At 60.9% G+C, this 15,836-nt stretch carries 16 protein-coding genes; 11 read left to right on the forward strand and 5 right to left on the reverse strand.

Annotated elements, in window-relative coordinates:
• Positions 1 to 167: 167 nt before the first annotated feature.
• The 4 genes from JOD46_RS01935 to JOD46_RS01950 all read right to left on the reverse strand — a co-directional run bounded on the left by JOD46_RS01935 (position 168) and on the right by JOD46_RS01950 (position 1,740).
• The gene (locus tag JOD46_RS01935; protein ID WP_204391240.1) at positions 168 to 368 is read right to left on the reverse strand and encodes a hypothetical protein; all 201 of its coding nucleotides are present in this window, start codon (positions 366 to 368) and stop codon (positions 168 to 170) included.
• A complete protein-coding gene (locus JOD46_RS01940; RefSeq protein ID WP_204391242.1) occupies positions 368 to 973 on the reverse strand; it encodes an MT-A70 family methyltransferase in 606 nt (201 codons plus the stop codon). The genes JOD46_RS01935 and JOD46_RS01940 overlap by 1 nt, the downstream gene beginning before the upstream one ends.
• Before the next feature lie 171 nt (positions 974 to 1,144).
• Positions 1,145 to 1,429 (reverse strand): hypothetical protein, encoded by a 285-nt coding sequence (locus JOD46_RS01945; protein WP_204391244.1) that lies wholly within the window; start codon positions 1,427 to 1,429, stop codon positions 1,145 to 1,147.
• The gene (locus JOD46_RS01950; RefSeq protein WP_204391245.1) at positions 1,429 to 1,740 is read right to left on the reverse strand and encodes a hypothetical protein; all 312 of its coding nucleotides are present in this window, start codon (positions 1,738 to 1,740) and stop codon (positions 1,429 to 1,431) included. The genes JOD46_RS01945 and JOD46_RS01950 overlap by 1 nt, the downstream gene beginning before the upstream one ends.
• A 196-nt stretch (positions 1,741 to 1,936) precedes the next feature.
• Here JOD46_RS01950 and JOD46_RS01955 point away from each other — a divergent pair, with 196 nt between their 5' ends.
• From JOD46_RS01955 to JOD46_RS02005, 11 genes are all read left to right on the forward strand, one after another.
• Positions 1,937 to 3,046, forward strand: coding sequence for a hypothetical protein (locus JOD46_RS01955; protein WP_204391246.1), 1,110 nt, complete (start codon positions 1,937 to 1,939; stop codon positions 3,044 to 3,046).
• Between the two features lie 234 nt (positions 3,047 to 3,280).
• Positions 3,281 to 3,790 carry a uracil-DNA glycosylase family protein gene (locus tag JOD46_RS01960; protein WP_204391247.1) on the forward strand — a complete coding sequence of 170 codons (510 nt, stop codon included), beginning with the start codon at positions 3,281 to 3,283 and terminating at the stop codon, positions 3,788 to 3,790.
• 158 nt (positions 3,791 to 3,948) lie between these two features.
• Positions 3,949 to 4,269 (forward strand): YlcI/YnfO family protein, encoded by a 321-nt coding sequence (locus tag JOD46_RS01965; RefSeq protein ID WP_204391248.1) that lies wholly within the window; start codon positions 3,949 to 3,951, stop codon positions 4,267 to 4,269.
• A gap of 138 nt (positions 4,270 to 4,407) precedes the next feature.
• The gene (locus JOD46_RS01970; RefSeq protein WP_204391249.1) at positions 4,408 to 4,572 is read left to right on the forward strand and encodes a hypothetical protein; all 165 of its coding nucleotides are present in this window, start codon (positions 4,408 to 4,410) and stop codon (positions 4,570 to 4,572) included.
• Positions 4,573 to 4,823: 251 nt separating this feature from the next.
• The gene (locus JOD46_RS01975) at positions 4,824 to 7,262 is read left to right on the forward strand and encodes a type I restriction-modification system subunit M (RefSeq protein WP_204391251.1); all 2,439 of its coding nucleotides are present in this window, start codon (positions 4,824 to 4,826) and stop codon (positions 7,260 to 7,262) included.
• Positions 7,259 to 8,446, forward strand: a complete 1,188-nt coding sequence (locus tag JOD46_RS01980) for a restriction endonuclease subunit S (RefSeq protein WP_204391252.1) — start codon at positions 7,259 to 7,261, stop codon at positions 8,444 to 8,446. The genes JOD46_RS01975 and JOD46_RS01980 overlap by 4 nt, the downstream gene beginning before the upstream one ends.
• Positions 8,443 to 11,523: a type I restriction endonuclease subunit R gene (locus tag JOD46_RS01985; RefSeq protein WP_204391253.1), complete on the forward strand. Its 3,081-nt coding sequence runs from the start codon at positions 8,443 to 8,445 to the stop codon at positions 11,521 to 11,523. The genes JOD46_RS01980 and JOD46_RS01985 overlap by 4 nt, the downstream gene beginning before the upstream one ends.
• Positions 11,510 to 12,229: a M48 family metallopeptidase gene (locus JOD46_RS01990; RefSeq protein ID WP_204391254.1), complete on the forward strand. Its 720-nt coding sequence runs from the start codon at positions 11,510 to 11,512 to the stop codon at positions 12,227 to 12,229. The genes JOD46_RS01985 and JOD46_RS01990 overlap by 14 nt, the downstream gene beginning before the upstream one ends.
• Before the next feature lie 6 nt (positions 12,230 to 12,235).
• A complete protein-coding gene (locus JOD46_RS01995; protein WP_275588129.1) occupies positions 12,236 to 13,174 on the forward strand; it encodes an S-4TM family putative pore-forming effector in 939 nt (312 codons plus the stop codon).
• Positions 13,171 to 14,043: an SMODS domain-containing nucleotidyltransferase gene (locus tag JOD46_RS02000; protein ID WP_204391256.1), complete on the forward strand. Its 873-nt coding sequence runs from the start codon at positions 13,171 to 13,173 to the stop codon at positions 14,041 to 14,043. Before JOD46_RS01995 ends, JOD46_RS02000 begins: the two co-directional genes overlap by 4 nt.
• 125 nt (positions 14,044 to 14,168) lie before the next feature.
• On the forward strand, positions 14,169 to 15,629 hold the full coding sequence (locus tag JOD46_RS02005) for a hypothetical protein (protein ID WP_204391257.1): 1,461 nt from the start codon (positions 14,169 to 14,171) through the stop codon (positions 15,627 to 15,629).
• On the opposite strand, the gene JOD46_RS02010 is transcribed toward JOD46_RS02005, so the two are convergent.
• The gene (locus JOD46_RS02010; protein WP_204391274.1) at positions 15,607 to 15,834 is read right to left on the reverse strand and encodes a sigma factor-like helix-turn-helix DNA-binding protein; all 228 of its coding nucleotides are present in this window, start codon (positions 15,832 to 15,834) and stop codon (positions 15,607 to 15,609) included. The two genes, JOD46_RS02005 and JOD46_RS02010, sit on opposite strands and share 23 nt — an antisense overlap.
• Positions 15,835 to 15,836: the final 2 nt, after the last annotated feature.

The raw sequence follows: 15,836 nt of genomic DNA on the forward strand, positions 1-15,836 counted from the left end.
ATGCACCTCCCTTCTGAAGGGTTCGCTTCGCTCCTCGGACGAGACGGATGAAGGGGGCCTCCCACCTGATTGGCGCTTGTTATGAACTCGCCCGTGCGAGTTGTCAAGTGGAATCGAACCTTGTTGTGCATTCCACAACGACACGACAGAGGTGAACGCGCTCATGCCTAGAACCGCCGACTCCACCAGTAGCGGTACGCCCAGACGGCAATACACCAGATGACCGCGATCGCGGCGATCAGCAGCAGCCAGCCCCAGATCTGCGTCAACAGTTCCAGCGCGAACCAGAGGGCGAGAACTCCGCCGAGTAGCAGTAGGCAGGCCCGGAAGAAGCGCTGCGGTGTGGGAGTGGGCGTCTCGTCGGCCATTACGCATCACCGAGCCCTCCGCTGAGTCCGGTCTCCACTCGCGTGAAATCGGACGGCACTGGATAGCCCGGGATGCTGATGTCGGACTCGACCTCGTTGCCCCAGACCGACCAGTCCGCGTGGCTGTTCGGGCGGGCCCGGGCGAACAGCTCGAGATAGGGACCATCGAGGACCCGCTCGATGAGCGGGATCATTTCCTCCGGCTTTCTTGAATGCTCCTGCCGTGGAAAGAGGAGCGTCGAACGCTGGCCCCGGAACTTGAACGGCGCCCGGCCACGAATGCCGTGCAACAGAATCTCGTGACTGCCTCGGAAGTAGTTCCCAAGGCCCATGTAGTACTTGTCCCAGACGGCGTTCGTCTTGTACGTGAAGCCCCAGGCCGTCATGACTTCGAGCGCCGCCGGCAGGGCCGCGTTGGTGGTCCAGAGCAGCAGCGTGGCGTTCTCGGCAGCGAGGTCCCCGACCGGTATCGCCTTGATGCGGTCCAAGGTCATGAGGTCGTAGTGCTGGACGGCACCGCGTTCACCGGTCTGGGCGATGTCCCAGGGCGGGTCGGCGTAGATGACGGCGAACTTGTGCGCTGTATTGGGTTCGATGGTGGTCATATCGAGGTACTCCTTTCTCACATCACGCCGCGTGGGGGTGGCGAAGATTGGTTATGCGCCGAGCGGTCGAAGCTGTCAATCGTCCGTTCGGCGTCGTTGCGGAAACCACAACGGCAGAGAGGGAGGGGTGAGCCTGCGTGTGGCCGCAGGCCCACCCCGATTCGGAGTGCCTTACTCCGGGCGGTTCGGCAGTCGGCCGGTTGCCAGGTAGGACTCGCGAATGAGCGCCTTTCGGGCCTCGTGGGCGTCGGCCCCGAGTTGCCCGGCGAGCTGGAGAATTGTCTGGCGCAGCTCGTCCTGCTTGCGGTCCAGCTCAGCTTCCGCTGCAGCCAGCCGACGACGCTTCCGCTCACGCTCCTGCCATGCGATGTCGTCGCCGACCTCGACAAGCCATCCGATGAGCTGACCGAGCAGCAGGAACGGGAGGGCGATGAGAGCGAGGATGCCGATGAGCATCAGCCCCACCTCCGGATCGCTGCTGCGGCGCCGAGCGTGTAGCTATCGACGATCTCGCGGTAGCGGGCCTCCCCGAGCGGGGCGACCGTGATCAGGTGCTGTTCGAGCGCGGTCAGGGCGCCCACGTGCTCGAGCGCGGTGTGGGTGAGGAGGGCACGGCCGTCTTCGGTGAGCTTGGCGACGACAGCGCGAGCCTGCACCCGTTCGACCTCGCGGCGGGTCTGGCGCTGGATTCCCAGCGAGAGTGACGCAAGGTTCTGAGAGGACTGGCCGAGTGCGCTCCCCGTGGGAAGCAGTTCGGTGTTGTTCACGAGATTCCTTCCGGGATTCGGTGACTACGGCGGTTCTGCCGCAATCCAAGGCTGGAAGGGTCCGGCGCGTGCCGAACCGGGGCTGCGGTCCTGCTACGACAAGCTGTCGGCGCTGCTGCGCCCTACCGCGTTCTACGGCTACGCGGCTTGACTGAACCCTCTGCCCGGCTCATAATTCGGCGCGAAAGGAGGGGAAATGACAGACGACGCAACTCAGGAAGAGCTTCGCCGACTCCTGGGGCGATCAACTCGGCACGGGATGTATACGTCGTTAGCGACCCGGGCCGGCCTGCCGCTTCCTTCAGTGCGCTCGGGCTTTCGGCTCTCTGTCGATTCGGTCGAGCAAGTCGTGCAGGACACCACACCCACCGATGTGTCCCGCTGGATCAATGCTCTGTATGTAAAGCGCGTGGAGGATCTCCCGCTCGACGCCGCGGACCTCTTCAAACTCCGAGTCCTGCTGCTATTCGGTTTGGGGCAGGCTCGTTACTTGAAAGCGGAGGAACGCCGGCTCGCCCTTGCACGGACGTACCGGATCAGCGCGCTGTCCGGAGAGAACCCGTCGCTTGGGGCACACCAGTTTCGCAACCGCGCTTCGGATGTCTTTCGAGCCGAGCGCGACCAACTCATCGGTGAAACAGCCCGGCTAGTGTCAAGCTCCATCGTGCAGGTGACGCCAAACGAAGCGCGGAAGACGAGCCCATCCGCGGCCATCATGGCCTCGAACGACTACAGGATCGTCGACTACGACGACCAGCACATCTATCCAGCAAGCGGCGCTCACGAGCGTTCCGTAATCCGCCGCCGCACGATCAAGGCGCTCCGCGACGGTGTAAATCAGTTCCGCGCCCAGTACACCCTCACCTCAGTCCGGGGCGTCATCCCCCGGCCACGGATCGTTGGTATCGGGCAGCTCACCATCGAGCATGCCCGCCCACATGAAGAGAACGGCCAGTCGGGCGAGCGTTACGACCTCGTGATCAACTTCCCGCCGCTCAAGAAGGACCAGACTCGCGTACTGCAGTGGGTTGTGGAGCGTGAACAGCAGCCCACCCGCGCCGGAGGGAGCGGCATCCAGGTCGCTGGGGTCACTCCGGCGGTCGCCATAGATCATGCGACTATCTCGATGCGCTTCGAATCTTCTGTCCTGCCCGCACGGTGTTGGCGGTTCGACAGCGTCGAGCCCGGCGATGCTTCGCTGGAAGAACTCGGCTCGGGTGAGCTGAGGATGCAGAGCGGTTACGTCAGCGCCGAGTGGGACCAACCGCTCACCGGTCGCGCTTCAGGAATCGCGTGGCGCTGGTAGATCACGTGTGACCTGACTTATCCTGAGTATCACCGGCACAAAGGGGGCATCATGCTGAGCGTCCGAGGAAACCAGCACCAGCGCCGCATGCTCCGCGGTGGCGGAGGCGATGGCCCCGACAACGATGGTCCTGATACGGACATGAGTACCGGTCACGAAGGTAACGGACCTGACTTCGGGCCCAGTGGCAGCCGGTAGGCCCACCTGATCGGCTATCAGGAGCGCACGGACTGGATGGGAAGCCAGATCCTGACGCTTGCTGACGTCTGGCCAGACGATCCCCGAGCCATGATCGTAGGCCTAAATCCCGCTCCCGAAAGCGTTGCTGCCGGGCACTATTACCAGGGTCGGGCGGGCCGCGGTCAACTACTAAAGCTGGCCGATACTGGACTCTTCCCACGCCCGAGCGGGCCGCATTTCGAGGGAGTGGCACTGGCATCAGGTGTCGGTTTCACCGACATCGTCAAGCGTCCAAGCGTAGGCGAAGGCGACGTCACGAAGGAGGAAATCCGATACGGAAGCGCGCAACTGGCTGACAAGCTAGGAAGTGCTGGGATGGGACTCGTGATCTGCGTATTCCGGCACCCAGTAAGGGCGCTGCTTGGCACAGATACAGGGCCGGGATTGCAGCCGACGATTACGTCTTGGGGTGGGCGTGTATTCCGTATGCCGGGCCCCTATGACAAGCGAGAGAACGTGCAGCGGGTTCTACAACAGCTGTCTTCGATCGTGTCGGCCCTTTAGGTGACCAGTTCGGGCGTGTCGTGGTTTCAACAACGAACCCGACCGGAAGATTGACACTCAGATTGATCGGTCCATAGTCGACCTCGCTCCTCGTCGGCTTGCGGCCTCAGCGATGAACCATTCGGGTTCGTCGGCCGCTTCTGATGAGGAGGCTCACGATGAGTGAGAACATTCCCGCCGCCGGCCAGGCGGCACCCAGTCCTGTGCGAACGCTCGCCGTGCGCATCAGCGACGACCTGCGGGCACAGTTGGACGTGATCGCTCAACTGAACAACCGCAGCGTCACCGAGGAAATCCGTATCGCTCTCGAATCTTGGGTGCAGACCTCCAAGTCCGACCCAAAGGTGCTCGCGAGGGCCGAGACGGTGCGGGCCGAGATCGAGCGCGAAGCGAAGACCAAGCAGAGCGCAATCGAAGCGATCTTCGGGGGTACCGCTTCTGCGTCGAAGCCTACGCGAAGCAAGCCGGCATCCGGCTGACCCATGGCCGTCCCAGGTGGGAGCGCGATGCGCTCGCACACGGGACGGCCTTTCAATTGCATTCACGATCCCTCCCGCTCTGCGTTGCGAATTCCCCATACACTCAACTCCACTGACGCCGAGCAAGAGGAGATCGCGGTGGCCAACTCGCAAGCGGTGGGCCTGGCAAACCAGGCAGAGAAGCACGCCCGCGCGGCCAAGAGCATTGCTGGTGGTGATCAAGTGTCAAAGGAGCTCGCGCAAGCGATTGAGTACCTCGCCCAAGCCGTCGCCTCCATTGCTTCGAAGCAGAGCAACCCGTAAGGACTTCAAGAAAATCCCCGGTCATGGTATAAATAGGGCAGATATCGCCGCCGGTTCGAGGGTAACTCCCGACGGGGGATCACCTGCAGTTTCGCCAAGCTTGTGTCGGCGTCCGCCGATACGCTGAGGGCACGCACGTGGGTAACCATGACAACCACCTCGGTGTGGAGGAGAAGACGTAACGACATGATGAGCAGACCGACAACCCGAGCCGCAGCAACACCGAAGTCGCCGAAGGTGGTGGCGTGGTAGTGGCTCTCAAGAAGTCGGATCTGTACAGCTCGCTCTGGGCTGGCGCTGACGAGCTTCGCGGCGGCATGGACGCCTCGCAGTACAAGGACTATGTGCTGACCCTGCTGTTCGTAAAGTACGTCTCGGACAAGGCGAAGGCCGACCCGGACAGCCTCGTCGAAGTGCCTAAGGGTGGTTCATTCGACGACCTCGTAGCGCTCAAAGGCAAGCCGGACATCGGCGAGAAAATTAACGTCGCCATCCGCCTCCTCGCTGACGCCAACGACCTGCAGGGCGTCATCAACAACGCCGACTTCGATGACCCAACGAAGCTCGGCGAAGGCAAGGCCATGCAGGACCGCCTCACCAAGCTGATCGGCATCTTCCAAGATCTCGACTTCTCGGGCTCGCGTGCCGAAGGTGACGACCTGCTTGGCGACGCATACGAGTACCTGATGCGACACTTCGCGACCGAGTCAGGCAAGAGTAAGGGACAGTTCTACACGCCGGCCGAAGTCTCGCGTGTCATGTCGCAACTGATCGGCATCACATCGAGCACCCCGAAGTCGGCGACAGTGTACGACCCGACCTGTGGTTCGGGTTCACTCCTACTGAAGGTCGCTGACGCGGCGCCCAACGGCCTGTCGATCTACGGGCAGGAGAAGGACAACGCCACCTGGGCGCTGGCGCGAATGAACATGATCTTGCACGGCAACGAAACCGCCGACATCCGCATGGGCGACACACTTGTCGACCCGAAGTTCCGCTCCGGCGACACTCTTGACACGTTCGACTTCTTGGTCGCCAATCCGCCGTTCTCCGTCAAGTCGTGGACCAGCGGCCTCGAGAAGGAGTATGGCCGCTTCGATGGCTACGTCCGGCCTCCCGAGAAGAACGGCGACTTCGCTTTCCTGCTGCACATGATCAAGTCGCTTAAGTCGACTGGGAAGGGTGCCGTCATCCTGCCTCACGGCGTGCTGTTCCGCGGCAACACCGAGGCGACCATCCGCCGGGAGCTCATCAAGCGCAGCTACATCAAAGGCATCATCGGCCTGCCAGCCAACCTGTTCTACGGCACCGGCATCCCGGCGTGCATCATCGTGCTCGACAAGGAGAACGCCCAGGCCCGCACCGGAATCTTCATGATCGATGCCTCAAAGGGCTTCGAGAAGGACGGCCCGAAGAACCGCCTTCGCCCGCGAGACATGCACAAGATCGTCGACGTCTTCACCAAGCAGCTGGAGGTCGAGCGCTACTCCCGGATGGTGCCAGTCTCGGAGATTGCCGATCCGAAGAACGACTATAACCTCAATATTCCGCGCTACATCGACTCGTCCGAGCCTGAGGACATCCAGGACTTGCACGCCCACCTCCAAGGCGGTATCCCGAATCGTGACCTCGACGCACTGCAACCATATTGGGATGCCTTTCCATCCCTGCGGGCGAGCCTGTTCAGGCCGCTGCGGGATGGCTACTCCGAGCTGGACGTCGATAAGTACGAAGTCCAGGCCGCGATAGTCGGCTCATCGGAATATCAAGCCTTCAGCGCCAGCACCGCCGACGCCGTGGCTGGATGGTGGGTGGCGCATCGTGAGGTACTCGAGTCGATCGCCAGCACGACCCGACCGAGCGAGCTGATCGCCGACCTTGGGGAAACCCTGCTCGACTCGTTCCGTGCCCGACCGTTGGTCGACGAGTACGGCGTCTACGAACAGCTCATGAGCTACTGGAACGACGTCATGCACGACGACGTCGCCCTCATCATGAGCGAGGGCTGGGACGCCGCAGCCAAACCACGTAAGACGATTGAGAACAAGGAGCGAAAGCTCTCTGAGGTTCCGGATCTAGTGGTCGGTGCCGGACGTAGCGCCACCAAATACAAGATGGATCTTGTCCCGCCGGCCTTGATTGTGGCCCGCTATTTCTCAGATGAGCGCGCCAAGCTCGACGAGCTCAACGATGCTGCTGAAGCCGCGACACAATCAGTGGACGAGTACGTCGAAGAGAACGCGGGTGAGGACGGTCTCCTCGCCGATGCGATGGACGACGACAAGATCTCGAAGGCTCTCGCGGTTGCGCGGTTGCGTAAGGCGAAGATCGAAGATTCAGCAGGCGATGAGGTAACAGCCCTGACGACGCTTGTCAGTCTGTACGACGCAGAAGCTGCCGCCAAGAGGGCCGCCAAGGAGGCCTCCGCTGCACTCGATGACGCGACGCTCAAGCAGTACGGAAAGCTCACAACCGCCGAGGTCCAGAGTCTCATCATCAACGAGAAATGGGGAGCGACGGTCGCCCGAGGCGCTACGTCCGAGCCCTCAGCGCGAACTCATGAGCTTGTGTCACGCATTCGTGAGTTGGGCGAGCGTTATGACGAGACCCTAGGCGCTCTCGAGGCCGAGGTTGAGGCGCTCAGCGCGAAAGTTGCCGAGCACCTGGCGACGATGGGGGTCAAGTCATGACTGGCTTCTTCACCTCAAGCCTCGGTGAATTGGGTGAAGCGATAATCGGGCTGACGTACTCTCCGGCACAGGTCAGTTCGAACGGAACCCTCGTGCTGCGGTCATCGAATATACAAAACGGTCGGCTCTCGCTGGCGGACACCGTGTACGTTGATGCGCCGATACCCGAAAAACTGCGCGTTCGAGAATCAGACATCTTGATATGCGTACGTAACGGGAGCCGCCCGTTGATCGGAAAGAGTCTCTACCTCGACGAACGAGTTGTCGGCGAGACCTTCGGCGCGTTCATGACGGTGTATCGCTCACCGATGAATTCCTATCTACGTTTCTTCTTTCAGTCTGAGGCATTCAAACGTCAGGTCGATGAGCACCTGGGTGCGACCATCAATCAGATTACTAACAGAAGCCTTCGCGGTTTCCTCGTCAGCTATCCAAGCGCGCCTGAGCGGAATGAGATCTCGGCTCGACTTACCGATGCCGACCACCTGATTGCCTCGCTAGAGCGAGTCATCGCCAAGAAGCGCGCAATCAAGCAGGGCATGATGCAACAACTCCTGACCGGTCGCACGCGATTGCCCGGATTCTCAAGCGACTGGCCGGTAGTGCCACTTCTTGACCTTGTTTCTATTCGCAACGGACAGGTGGATCCACGGCTGCCTGAGTACCAAAGCCTGACGTTGATTGCCCCCGACCACGTCGAAGTCGGAACGGGCAGGCTGACGGCGCGCGTTTCTGCCGCCGACCAGCGTGCGATAAGCGGCAAGTACTTGGTAGAGGCGGGTGACATTGTGTACGGAAAAATCAACCCACACCTAAAGAAGGTTGTGCTCGCCGAAGAATCCGCCCTCTGTAGTGCTGACATGTATCCGTTGTCCCCGAGGCGGGGCATCGATGGTGCATACGTCTTCTATCATCTGCTCGGTGATGCATTCACGAACTTTGCGGTCAGCCTCTCCCGCCGGAGTGGTATTCCCAAGATCAATCGCAAGGAGCTGCGTGGTTATCGCATGCCTGCGCCGTCTCGGGAGGAACAGAGAGCAATCGGAACAGCCTTGCGGGATGTCGACTTAGAAATCGCCGTCATCGAGCGTCGGCTTGAGTCCACTCGTGCCATCAAGCGAGGCATGATGCAGGAACTACTCACCGGTCGAACACGCCTGAGTGTTTCGAAGGTCGCAGCATGAGTGTTGTCGGTCAACTCGAGCGCAAGACGCAGGATCGCGTCGTCAAGTTGTTTCAGGAGCTCGGCTACGAATATCTCGGAAGCTGGGAAGACCGAGCTGGGAACTCGAACCTCGAGGACGTGCTGCTCCGCCAAAACCTGGTAGCTCGTGGGTACGACGATGTCATTATTAACAGAGCACTGCACGAATTTCAGAAGGCGTCAGCGCTTGGTGGTGGTCGCAGCCTTTACGACGCCAACCGCGAGGTCTACGAACTGCTGCGCTACGGCGTGAAGGTCAAGCGCGGCGTCGCAGACCAGTTCGAGACGGTCTGGTTCATCGATTGGACGACGCCGGCGGCGAACCACTTCGTGATCGCCGAAGAGGTTTCGATCGCTGGTGAGCACAACAAGCGGCCGGACGTCGTGCTCTATGTCAATGGCATCGCACTCGGCATCATCGAACTCAAGCGCTCAAAGGTGAGCGTCTCCGAAGGCATCCGTCAGAACATCGGTAACCAGAAGCAGCACTTCATCCGTCCGTTCTTCTCGACGGTCCAACTTCTCTTCGCGGGCAACGACGTCGAGGGTCTCCGCTACGGCGTGATCGACACTTCGGAGAAGTACTGGCTCGAGTGGAAGGAGCCGTCCGATGTCCAGGAGCCCCTCGACCGAGCACTGATTCAGATGTGCTCGAAGGATCGTCTCCTCGAACTGATCCATGACTTCATGGTGTTCGACTCTGGCTACAAGAAGACTGCGCGGCACAACCAATACTTCGGCATCAAGGCAGCGCAGGCTCGCGTCGCGACGCGTGAGGGCGGCATCATCTGGCACACGCAAGGCTCTGGCAAGAGCCTCACGATGGTGTGGCTAGCGAAATGGATTCGTGAGCATCAGGAACAGGCGAGGGTACTGATCATCACCGACCGGACGGAACTTGACGAGCAGATCGAGAAGGTCTTCGGCGGGGTGAACGAGGAGATCTCTCGCACTACCAGCGGCGACGACATGATCGGGCAAATCAACAAGCACGACCCATGGTTGATCTGTTCTCTGGTGCACAAATTCCGAGGCGGCGATGACGACAAGGAGCTCGACGAGGCCGGCGACGACTTCATCAAGGAGTTGCATGCGAAGATCCCCGCAGGGTTCAGTCCGAAGGGCAACCTGTTCGTGTTCGTCGATGAAGCCCACCGGACCCAGTCCGGCAAGATGCACAAGGCGATGAAGGACCTGCTGCCAGGGGCGATGTTCATTGGGTTTACCGGAACGCCGCTCCTTAAAGCGGACAAGGCCACCAGCATCGAGACCTTCGGCAGTTTCATCCACACCTACAAGTTTGACGAGGCCGTCAGTGACGGCGTGGTGCTCGACCTGCGCTACGAAGCCCGCAACATCGATCAAGACCTCACCAGCGCCGAGAAGATCGACAAGTGGTTCGAGGCCAAGACCAAGGGCTTGACGGACCTGACCAAGGCGGAACTCAAGAAGCGCTGGGGCACCATGCAGAAGGTCGTCTCGGCCGAGCCTCGTGCCAAGCAGATCGTTCAGGACATCCTTCTCGACATGGAGACCGAGCCGCGACTCGTCAGCAAGCGCGGCAATGCCATGCTGGTCGGCGAGAGTATCTATCAGGCCTGCAAGTTTTACGAGATGTTCGTCAACGCCGGCTTCAAGGACAAGGTCGCGATCGTCACGAGTTACGTGCCGAACGCCAGCGATATCTCTAAGGAGGACGCCGGCGAGGGTGCAACCGAGAAGCTCCGCCAGTACGACATCTACCGGCAGATGCTGTCCGACTTCTTCAACGAGCCAGCTGATCTAGCAGTCCAGCGCATCGACGAATTCGAGAAAGAAGTCAAGCGCCGCTTCGTCGAGGAGCCAGGCCAGATGCGCCTCCTCATCGTCGTCGACAAGCTCCTGACCGGCTTCGACGCGCCGAGCGCCACCTACCTCTACATTGACAAGAAGATGCGCGACCACGGCTTATTCCAGGCCATTTGCCGCGTCAACCGCCTCGATGGTGAGGATAAGACGTACGGCTACATCATCGACTACCGTGACCTCTTCAACTCGCTCGAGGACGCCATCACTGACTACACGTCGGGCGCACTTGATGGCTACGAGAAGCAGGACATCGACGGCCTTCTCAAGGACCGCACCGAGCAAGAACGTAAGGATCTCGATGAGGCGCTCGAAAAGATCCGCGCCCTCACTGAACCGGTGTCGCCGCCCAAGGAAACTCTGCAGTACCAGCAGTACTTCTGTGCCCGTGACGCGGGCAATGCCGACCAGCTCAAGGTCAACGAGCCGAAGCGAGTGGAACTGTACAAGGCCGTAGCCTCGCTTGTCCGCGCCTACGGGACGCTGGCGAACGAAATGGACCGCGCCGGGTACTCACCGGCCGAGGCCGCCGCGATCAAGCAGGAAGTGGCGCACTTCGTGGCAGTTCGCGACGAAGTGAAGCTTGGTGCCGGCGAGAACGTCGACATGAAGCAGTTCGAGGCTGGCATGCGCGCCCTCCTCGACACTTACATCCAGGCCGACCCGTCCGAGACCGTGGCGACCTTCGAGAAGGGCTTGGTTGAACTGATCGTCGAGCGCGGCCCGGATGCGCTCGACACGCTGCCCGAGGGCATCAAGAGGAACAAGGAAGCGGCCGCCGAGACGATCATCAACAACGTCCGCAAGACGATCATCGACGAACATGCGATGAACCCGAAGTACTACGACACCATGTCATCCCTGCTCGACGCGCTCATCGAGCAGCGTAAGCAGGAAGCGCTTGACTACGCCGACTACCTCAACAGACTGCTCGAACTCGCGACCAAGGTCGGCAAGAGAGAATCAGACACCGTCTACCCAGACTGGGTCACGAACGGCGCCCAGCGTGCGCTTATCGATTTCGGCTGGGCCGACGACGCCATCGTCATCCAGCTCGACTACACGATCCAAGCTTCGAAGCATCACGACTGGGTCGGCAACAAGATGAAAGAGAAGGTTGTCGCTAGGGCACTCAAGCGTGTACTACCGCCGGACTTCGACCGCTTCGACGAACTTTTCGACCTCGTGAGGGCCCGCGATGAGTACCGCTAACGCCTATCTCACGGTTGCCGGCCTCGGCATCGATGTCATTTACAAGGACATCAAGAACCTCCACATCTCGGTCTACCCACCGATCGGGCGGGTGCGAGTGGCTGCACCATTCCGCCTCGATGAAGATGCCATCCGCCTCGCGATTGTGCAGCGCCTGCCGTGGATCAAGCGGCAGCGGCAGCAACTACAAGACGCTGAACGGCAGACCGAACGCCGCATGGTGTCTGGGGAGACACACTACGTGTGGGGTGAGAGGTACCGGTTGGACGTCTCCCGTACCGGGCGGTCGGCTGTCGAGATCAAGGGCAAGACGATCTGGGTGGTTGCGCCTGAGGGGTCGGACGCCGAAGCCCGCTGGCACATTCTGGATCGTTGGTATCGCAGGCAGCTCAAGGCTGCGCTTCCGCCACTCCTCGAGAAGTGGCAACCAATCGTCGGCGTTGAGGTGACCAAGACCGTCGTACGACGAATGAAGACGAAATGGGCGACGTGTGTTGAGGGCTCCAACGCGATCTGGATCAATCCAGAGCTTGCCAAGAAGAACCCACGGGCACTCGAGTACATCGTGGTTCACGAGCTCACGCACTTCCACGAGCGCACGCACAACGAGCGGTTTGTTGACCTGATGGATAGGCTTATGCCTGATTGGCGGTCACGGCGTGATGACTTGAATGAGGCGCCACTGGCGGCGGAGGAGTGGGCCTAGACTCGCATGACGGCTCCAATCTATCTACCGCCATCAACTGCACTAATCGCTGCGGCCCAGAACGAGACAGAGGGTCTTCGTTTGTTGCTCGCCCAGCGAAGGTTGCATAGTCGCGCCAAGTCCTGGGCGATGCTCCGAATGTTGGGTTTGGGCATCATTGCAATACTCGCCCCGATCGTCGCGGCGATCTCGCCACCGCTGTCGGTATACGTCGGTGCTGTCGCCGCCGCGTGGTTCGTTCTTAGCCGTACCCTCTTCCTTACGCTGGAGAGAAGGTACTCCGAGCGCGGCGCAGTAGTGCAGGAGATGTTCGATCGTCGCATCTACGGAATGCCCGAACTCGGCGTTCGACGTAATCAGGTAACGCCTGAGGAGGTTGCCCGGGTCGTGGGGCCGGTAGCGAAGGCCGACCGCCGGATCGACAAGGAGCGGCTTCGGGATTGGTATCCTCTCGATCCGCGCTTGGACGGAGCGGACGCGATCGCGATCGCGCAACGGGCTAACGCTGCTTATTCGGAGCGCTTACTGTTCTGGAACGCGTCAATCTGGCTGGGAGTCATTGTGCTCTGGAGCGTGGTTGCCATCTCACTGAGCTGGGCGCTCGGCTTCACGCTTGAGGTATTCCTCCTTAGTGTCGCACTTCCTGTCATGCCGCCCTTGCTTGACACTTACGACGAGTGGTTGCAGGTGCGGAACGCTGGCAAGGAGCGTCGAGCACTGGCTCAAGCGATTCACGAGGCACTCGCCGAACCATCGCAGCCGCACGTACCGGCATCTGCTCTGTTGGTGTGGCAGGATCAGCTGTTCACGCTCCGACGCGACTCCCCGCAAGTACCGAATCTTGTTTACAAAGCCATGCGCGACAGCAACGAGCGCGCGATGTCGGCAGCTGCTGATGAACTGACCGAATTGGTACTTGGGAAGGTAGCGGGGGCGCCTAAATGACTCTTACGACGGCACAAGCCTTTTCAAGTTTCCTGAGTGACATAACACCCACCGAGTATCAGACCGGGACAACCGTACCGGCCAGAAAGAAGACGGTTGACGACCGCCTCGCGCTGAAGTTCCCGTCAACCTCGGACATGCCATACTGGCGTGGCATCCTGATGGGGTCCGCCGCCAAAGGCACGATGATTCGGCCGATCGACGATGTCGACGTCCTCGCCGTATTCTCCAACGAGAAGAATGCTTGGATGAAGTATGCGCGGGATTCCAAGACCTTTCTCTACCGGGTTCGAGACGCGTACGACGGAATTTCAATCCAGCAAGTTGGAGCTCGTGGTCAGGCCGTGCGGGTCTTCTTCCAGAGTGGTGGACACGTCGACGTCGCCCCCGTGTTTCACGAAGGCAGCGACGTGTACTGGCTCCCATCGGGCGATGGTTCATGGATTCGAACTGCGCCGACCGTTGCCAAGGTCTGGTACTCGGCGAAAAATCAGGCCCTCGGCTACCATTTGTCGCCGATCGTGCGATTGCTGAAGGCGTGGAACCGGGCGCACTCGAAGCGACTTCGATCCTTCCATCTGGAGACTCTTGCTGCGAACGCGTTCACCAGCCTCGGGTCGAACTACCGCGACGCGCTGCACAAGTTCTTCCTCTGGGCGCCGCTCCACCTAGATGCCACCGATCCAGCAGGGCAGGGCGGATCCATCAGCGGCTACTTGACCTGGAGCGCGCGAACCGAAGTCATTCAGTCCCTAAACCGTGCCGCAGATCAGGCTGGACGCGCTCTGGATGCTGAGACGCGTGGTGACAACATTGAGGCCAAACGGCTATGGAAGATCATCCTCGGCGATTCGTTTCCGACATCTTGATATGCGTCCCCGCCCCGTGACAGGGGTTCAACTCCTGCAGGTCTCTTCTCGGGACGGTCGCTCAAGCCCAGCGCCGCAACCGAGAACCTTGACGTGTCGGAGGCCCCTGTCATAATCAGGCGCAGATGGATACGACCGACCCGAGCCCCAGGAGTAGAGAGGTTGACCTGACGCGTGCGCCGCTTGGCGTCAAGGCAGCCTCTGCTCTCGTCGCGGCCATTGCAGCGAGCGATGATCGGGTCGAACGTTACTACCTTGAGGTCAAGAGCGATCTTAACCTCTCGCAGAAGAACGACGTCGCCAAGATCGCGAAATTCATTCTCGGGTCGGCCAACCGACTTCCGAGCGTGGCAAGTGCGGCATTCGAGGGCTACGGCGTAATGGTCATCGGGGTCGCGCCTGGCGAGGTTCGGGGTGTCCCGCCGGTCGAAGTGCTGGAGCTCGACAAGGTGATCGGCCAGTACCTCGGCGTCACTGGCCCACGCTGGGATGTCGTCCGGGTGCCCATCACCGGGTCCACCAATGAGGTCTTGGTGGTAGTCGTTGATCCGCCCGAGGACGGTCAGGATCCCTTCCTGTGCCGCAAGGAGGGCGAGAATCTCTACAACGGTCGCGTCTACGTTCGCGCCGACGGCGAGACACGGGAGGCGAAGGCGGAGGAACTCGACCTCCTCCTAAAGCGCGGAAAGTACCAAGCAGCCCCCGATGTCAGCTTCGAAGTAGACGTCGCCGGGATGGCGTACCCGGTGAGCCTTGACGATGCCCGGACCGCAGATGCGTACATCGCGCAGACCAAGCAGCGGTTGCTTGCGGCGTTGCCACAGCAGGAGCCGGAGCCGGAGGAGGGGCGGTCCGACGTCTTTGATGCTGCGCGGGCATCCATCGTCGGCCCAAACATGGCCGCGATGATGCAGGAGATCATGAAGGGATCTGGCCTGGGCGGTGGGGTGTTTGGATTTGATCCCGAGTCTCGCACCGAGGAGCAGTACCGCGCCTCGATCGCTCGATGGGAGGAGCGCGTCCGTGAGGAATGGCGCGAGGCGCCCGACAAACTCGCCGGCTATGCCCTCGACGGCGTCTCGATCCGTGTCTCGAACGCTACGAAGGTCTTCTTCCACGACGTCGAAGTGAAGATCCACCTCGAGGGGGCGGTCCGAGGGATCGTTTGGCGCGACGGCTCGAACTCATACAGGGAGCTTGACCTTGATCTTCCGTCACCACCGCGGAGTTGGGGACCAACCCCCCGCGTGCCGTTCAATCCCGGGTTGATCAACCCGCCGCACTACATTCCAACGCCCAACTTCCCGTCGACCTATCGATCGCCGCTCGACTGGAACAACGGCGGGTCCGTCGACCTCACGCTCGACGTCGGCGATCTTCGTCCGCGTCAGACGTTCAGCTCGGATGACGACGAGCTCATCCTGGTCCTCCCGCTCACGGCCGATGCCGAAGTGCACGGCACGTGGGAGATCACAGCCCGAGACCACAATGAGATCTACACAGGAGAGCTGACGGTACTTGTCGGACCGCCGCTTGAGCTGACTGACGCCGTGCGCGAGTTCCTCAAGCTCGACCGACCCGCTTGAGCATGTTCCGCACCGTGGAGGCCGAGAACCCCACCCGCTCGGCGATTCGGTCGTACGACAAGCCGTCTGTTCTGAGCGAGCGGGCGAGTGCGATCTCAGCCTCATTCATCGAGTTCGGCCGCTTGGTGATTCCAGCTCGCTTCAGCCGGTGATGCACTGTCCACTCGTTGATCCGATACTTCCGGGCGATTTCGGTCGCTCGCATGC

The sequence above is a fragment of the Agromyces aurantiacus genome (assembly GCF_016907355.1).
Lineage (GTDB): Bacteria > Actinomycetota > Actinomycetes > Actinomycetales > Microbacteriaceae > Agromyces > Agromyces aurantiacus.

Bases quoted from the DNA above. Each gene is read 5' to 3' on its own strand.
- JOD46_RS01960 (WP_204391247.1), top strand. From the start codon at position 3,281: ATGGGAAGCCAGATCCTGACGCTTGCTGACGTCTGGCCAGACGATCCC.
- JOD46_RS02005 (WP_204391257.1), top strand. From the start codon at position 14,169: ATGGATACGACCGACCCGAGCCCCAGGAGTAGAGAGGTTGACCTGACG.
- JOD46_RS01990 (WP_204391254.1), top strand. From the start codon at position 11,510: ATGAGTACCGCTAACGCCTATCTCACGGTTGCCGGCCTCGGCATCGAT.
- JOD46_RS02010 (WP_204391274.1), bottom strand. From the start codon at position 15,834: ATGCGAGCGACCGAAATCGCCCGGAAGTATCGGATCAACGAGTGGACA.
- JOD46_RS01965 (WP_204391248.1), top strand. From the start codon at position 3,949: ATGAGTGAGAACATTCCCGCCGCCGGCCAGGCGGCACCCAGTCCTGTG.
- JOD46_RS02000 (WP_204391256.1), top strand. From the start codon at position 13,171: ATGACTCTTACGACGGCACAAGCCTTTTCAAGTTTCCTGAGTGACATA.
- JOD46_RS01945 (WP_204391244.1), bottom strand. From the start codon at position 1,429: ATGCTCATCGGCATCCTCGCTCTCATCGCCCTCCCGTTCCTGCTGCTC.
- JOD46_RS01955 (WP_204391246.1), top strand. From the start codon at position 1,937: ATGACAGACGACGCAACTCAGGAAGAGCTTCGCCGACTCCTGGGGCGA.
- JOD46_RS01995 (WP_275588129.1), top strand. From the start codon at position 12,236: ATGACGGCTCCAATCTATCTACCGCCATCAACTGCACTAATCGCTGCG.
- JOD46_RS01940 (WP_204391242.1), bottom strand. From the start codon at position 973: ATGACCACCATCGAACCCAATACAGCGCACAAGTTCGCCGTCATCTAC.
- JOD46_RS01985 (WP_204391253.1), top strand. From the start codon at position 8,443: ATGAGTGTTGTCGGTCAACTCGAGCGCAAGACGCAGGATCGCGTCGTC.
- JOD46_RS01980 (WP_204391252.1), top strand. From the start codon at position 7,259: ATGACTGGCTTCTTCACCTCAAGCCTCGGTGAATTGGGTGAAGCGATA.
- JOD46_RS01935 (WP_204391240.1), bottom strand. From the start codon at position 368: ATGGCCGACGAGACGCCCACTCCCACACCGCAGCGCTTCTTCCGGGCC.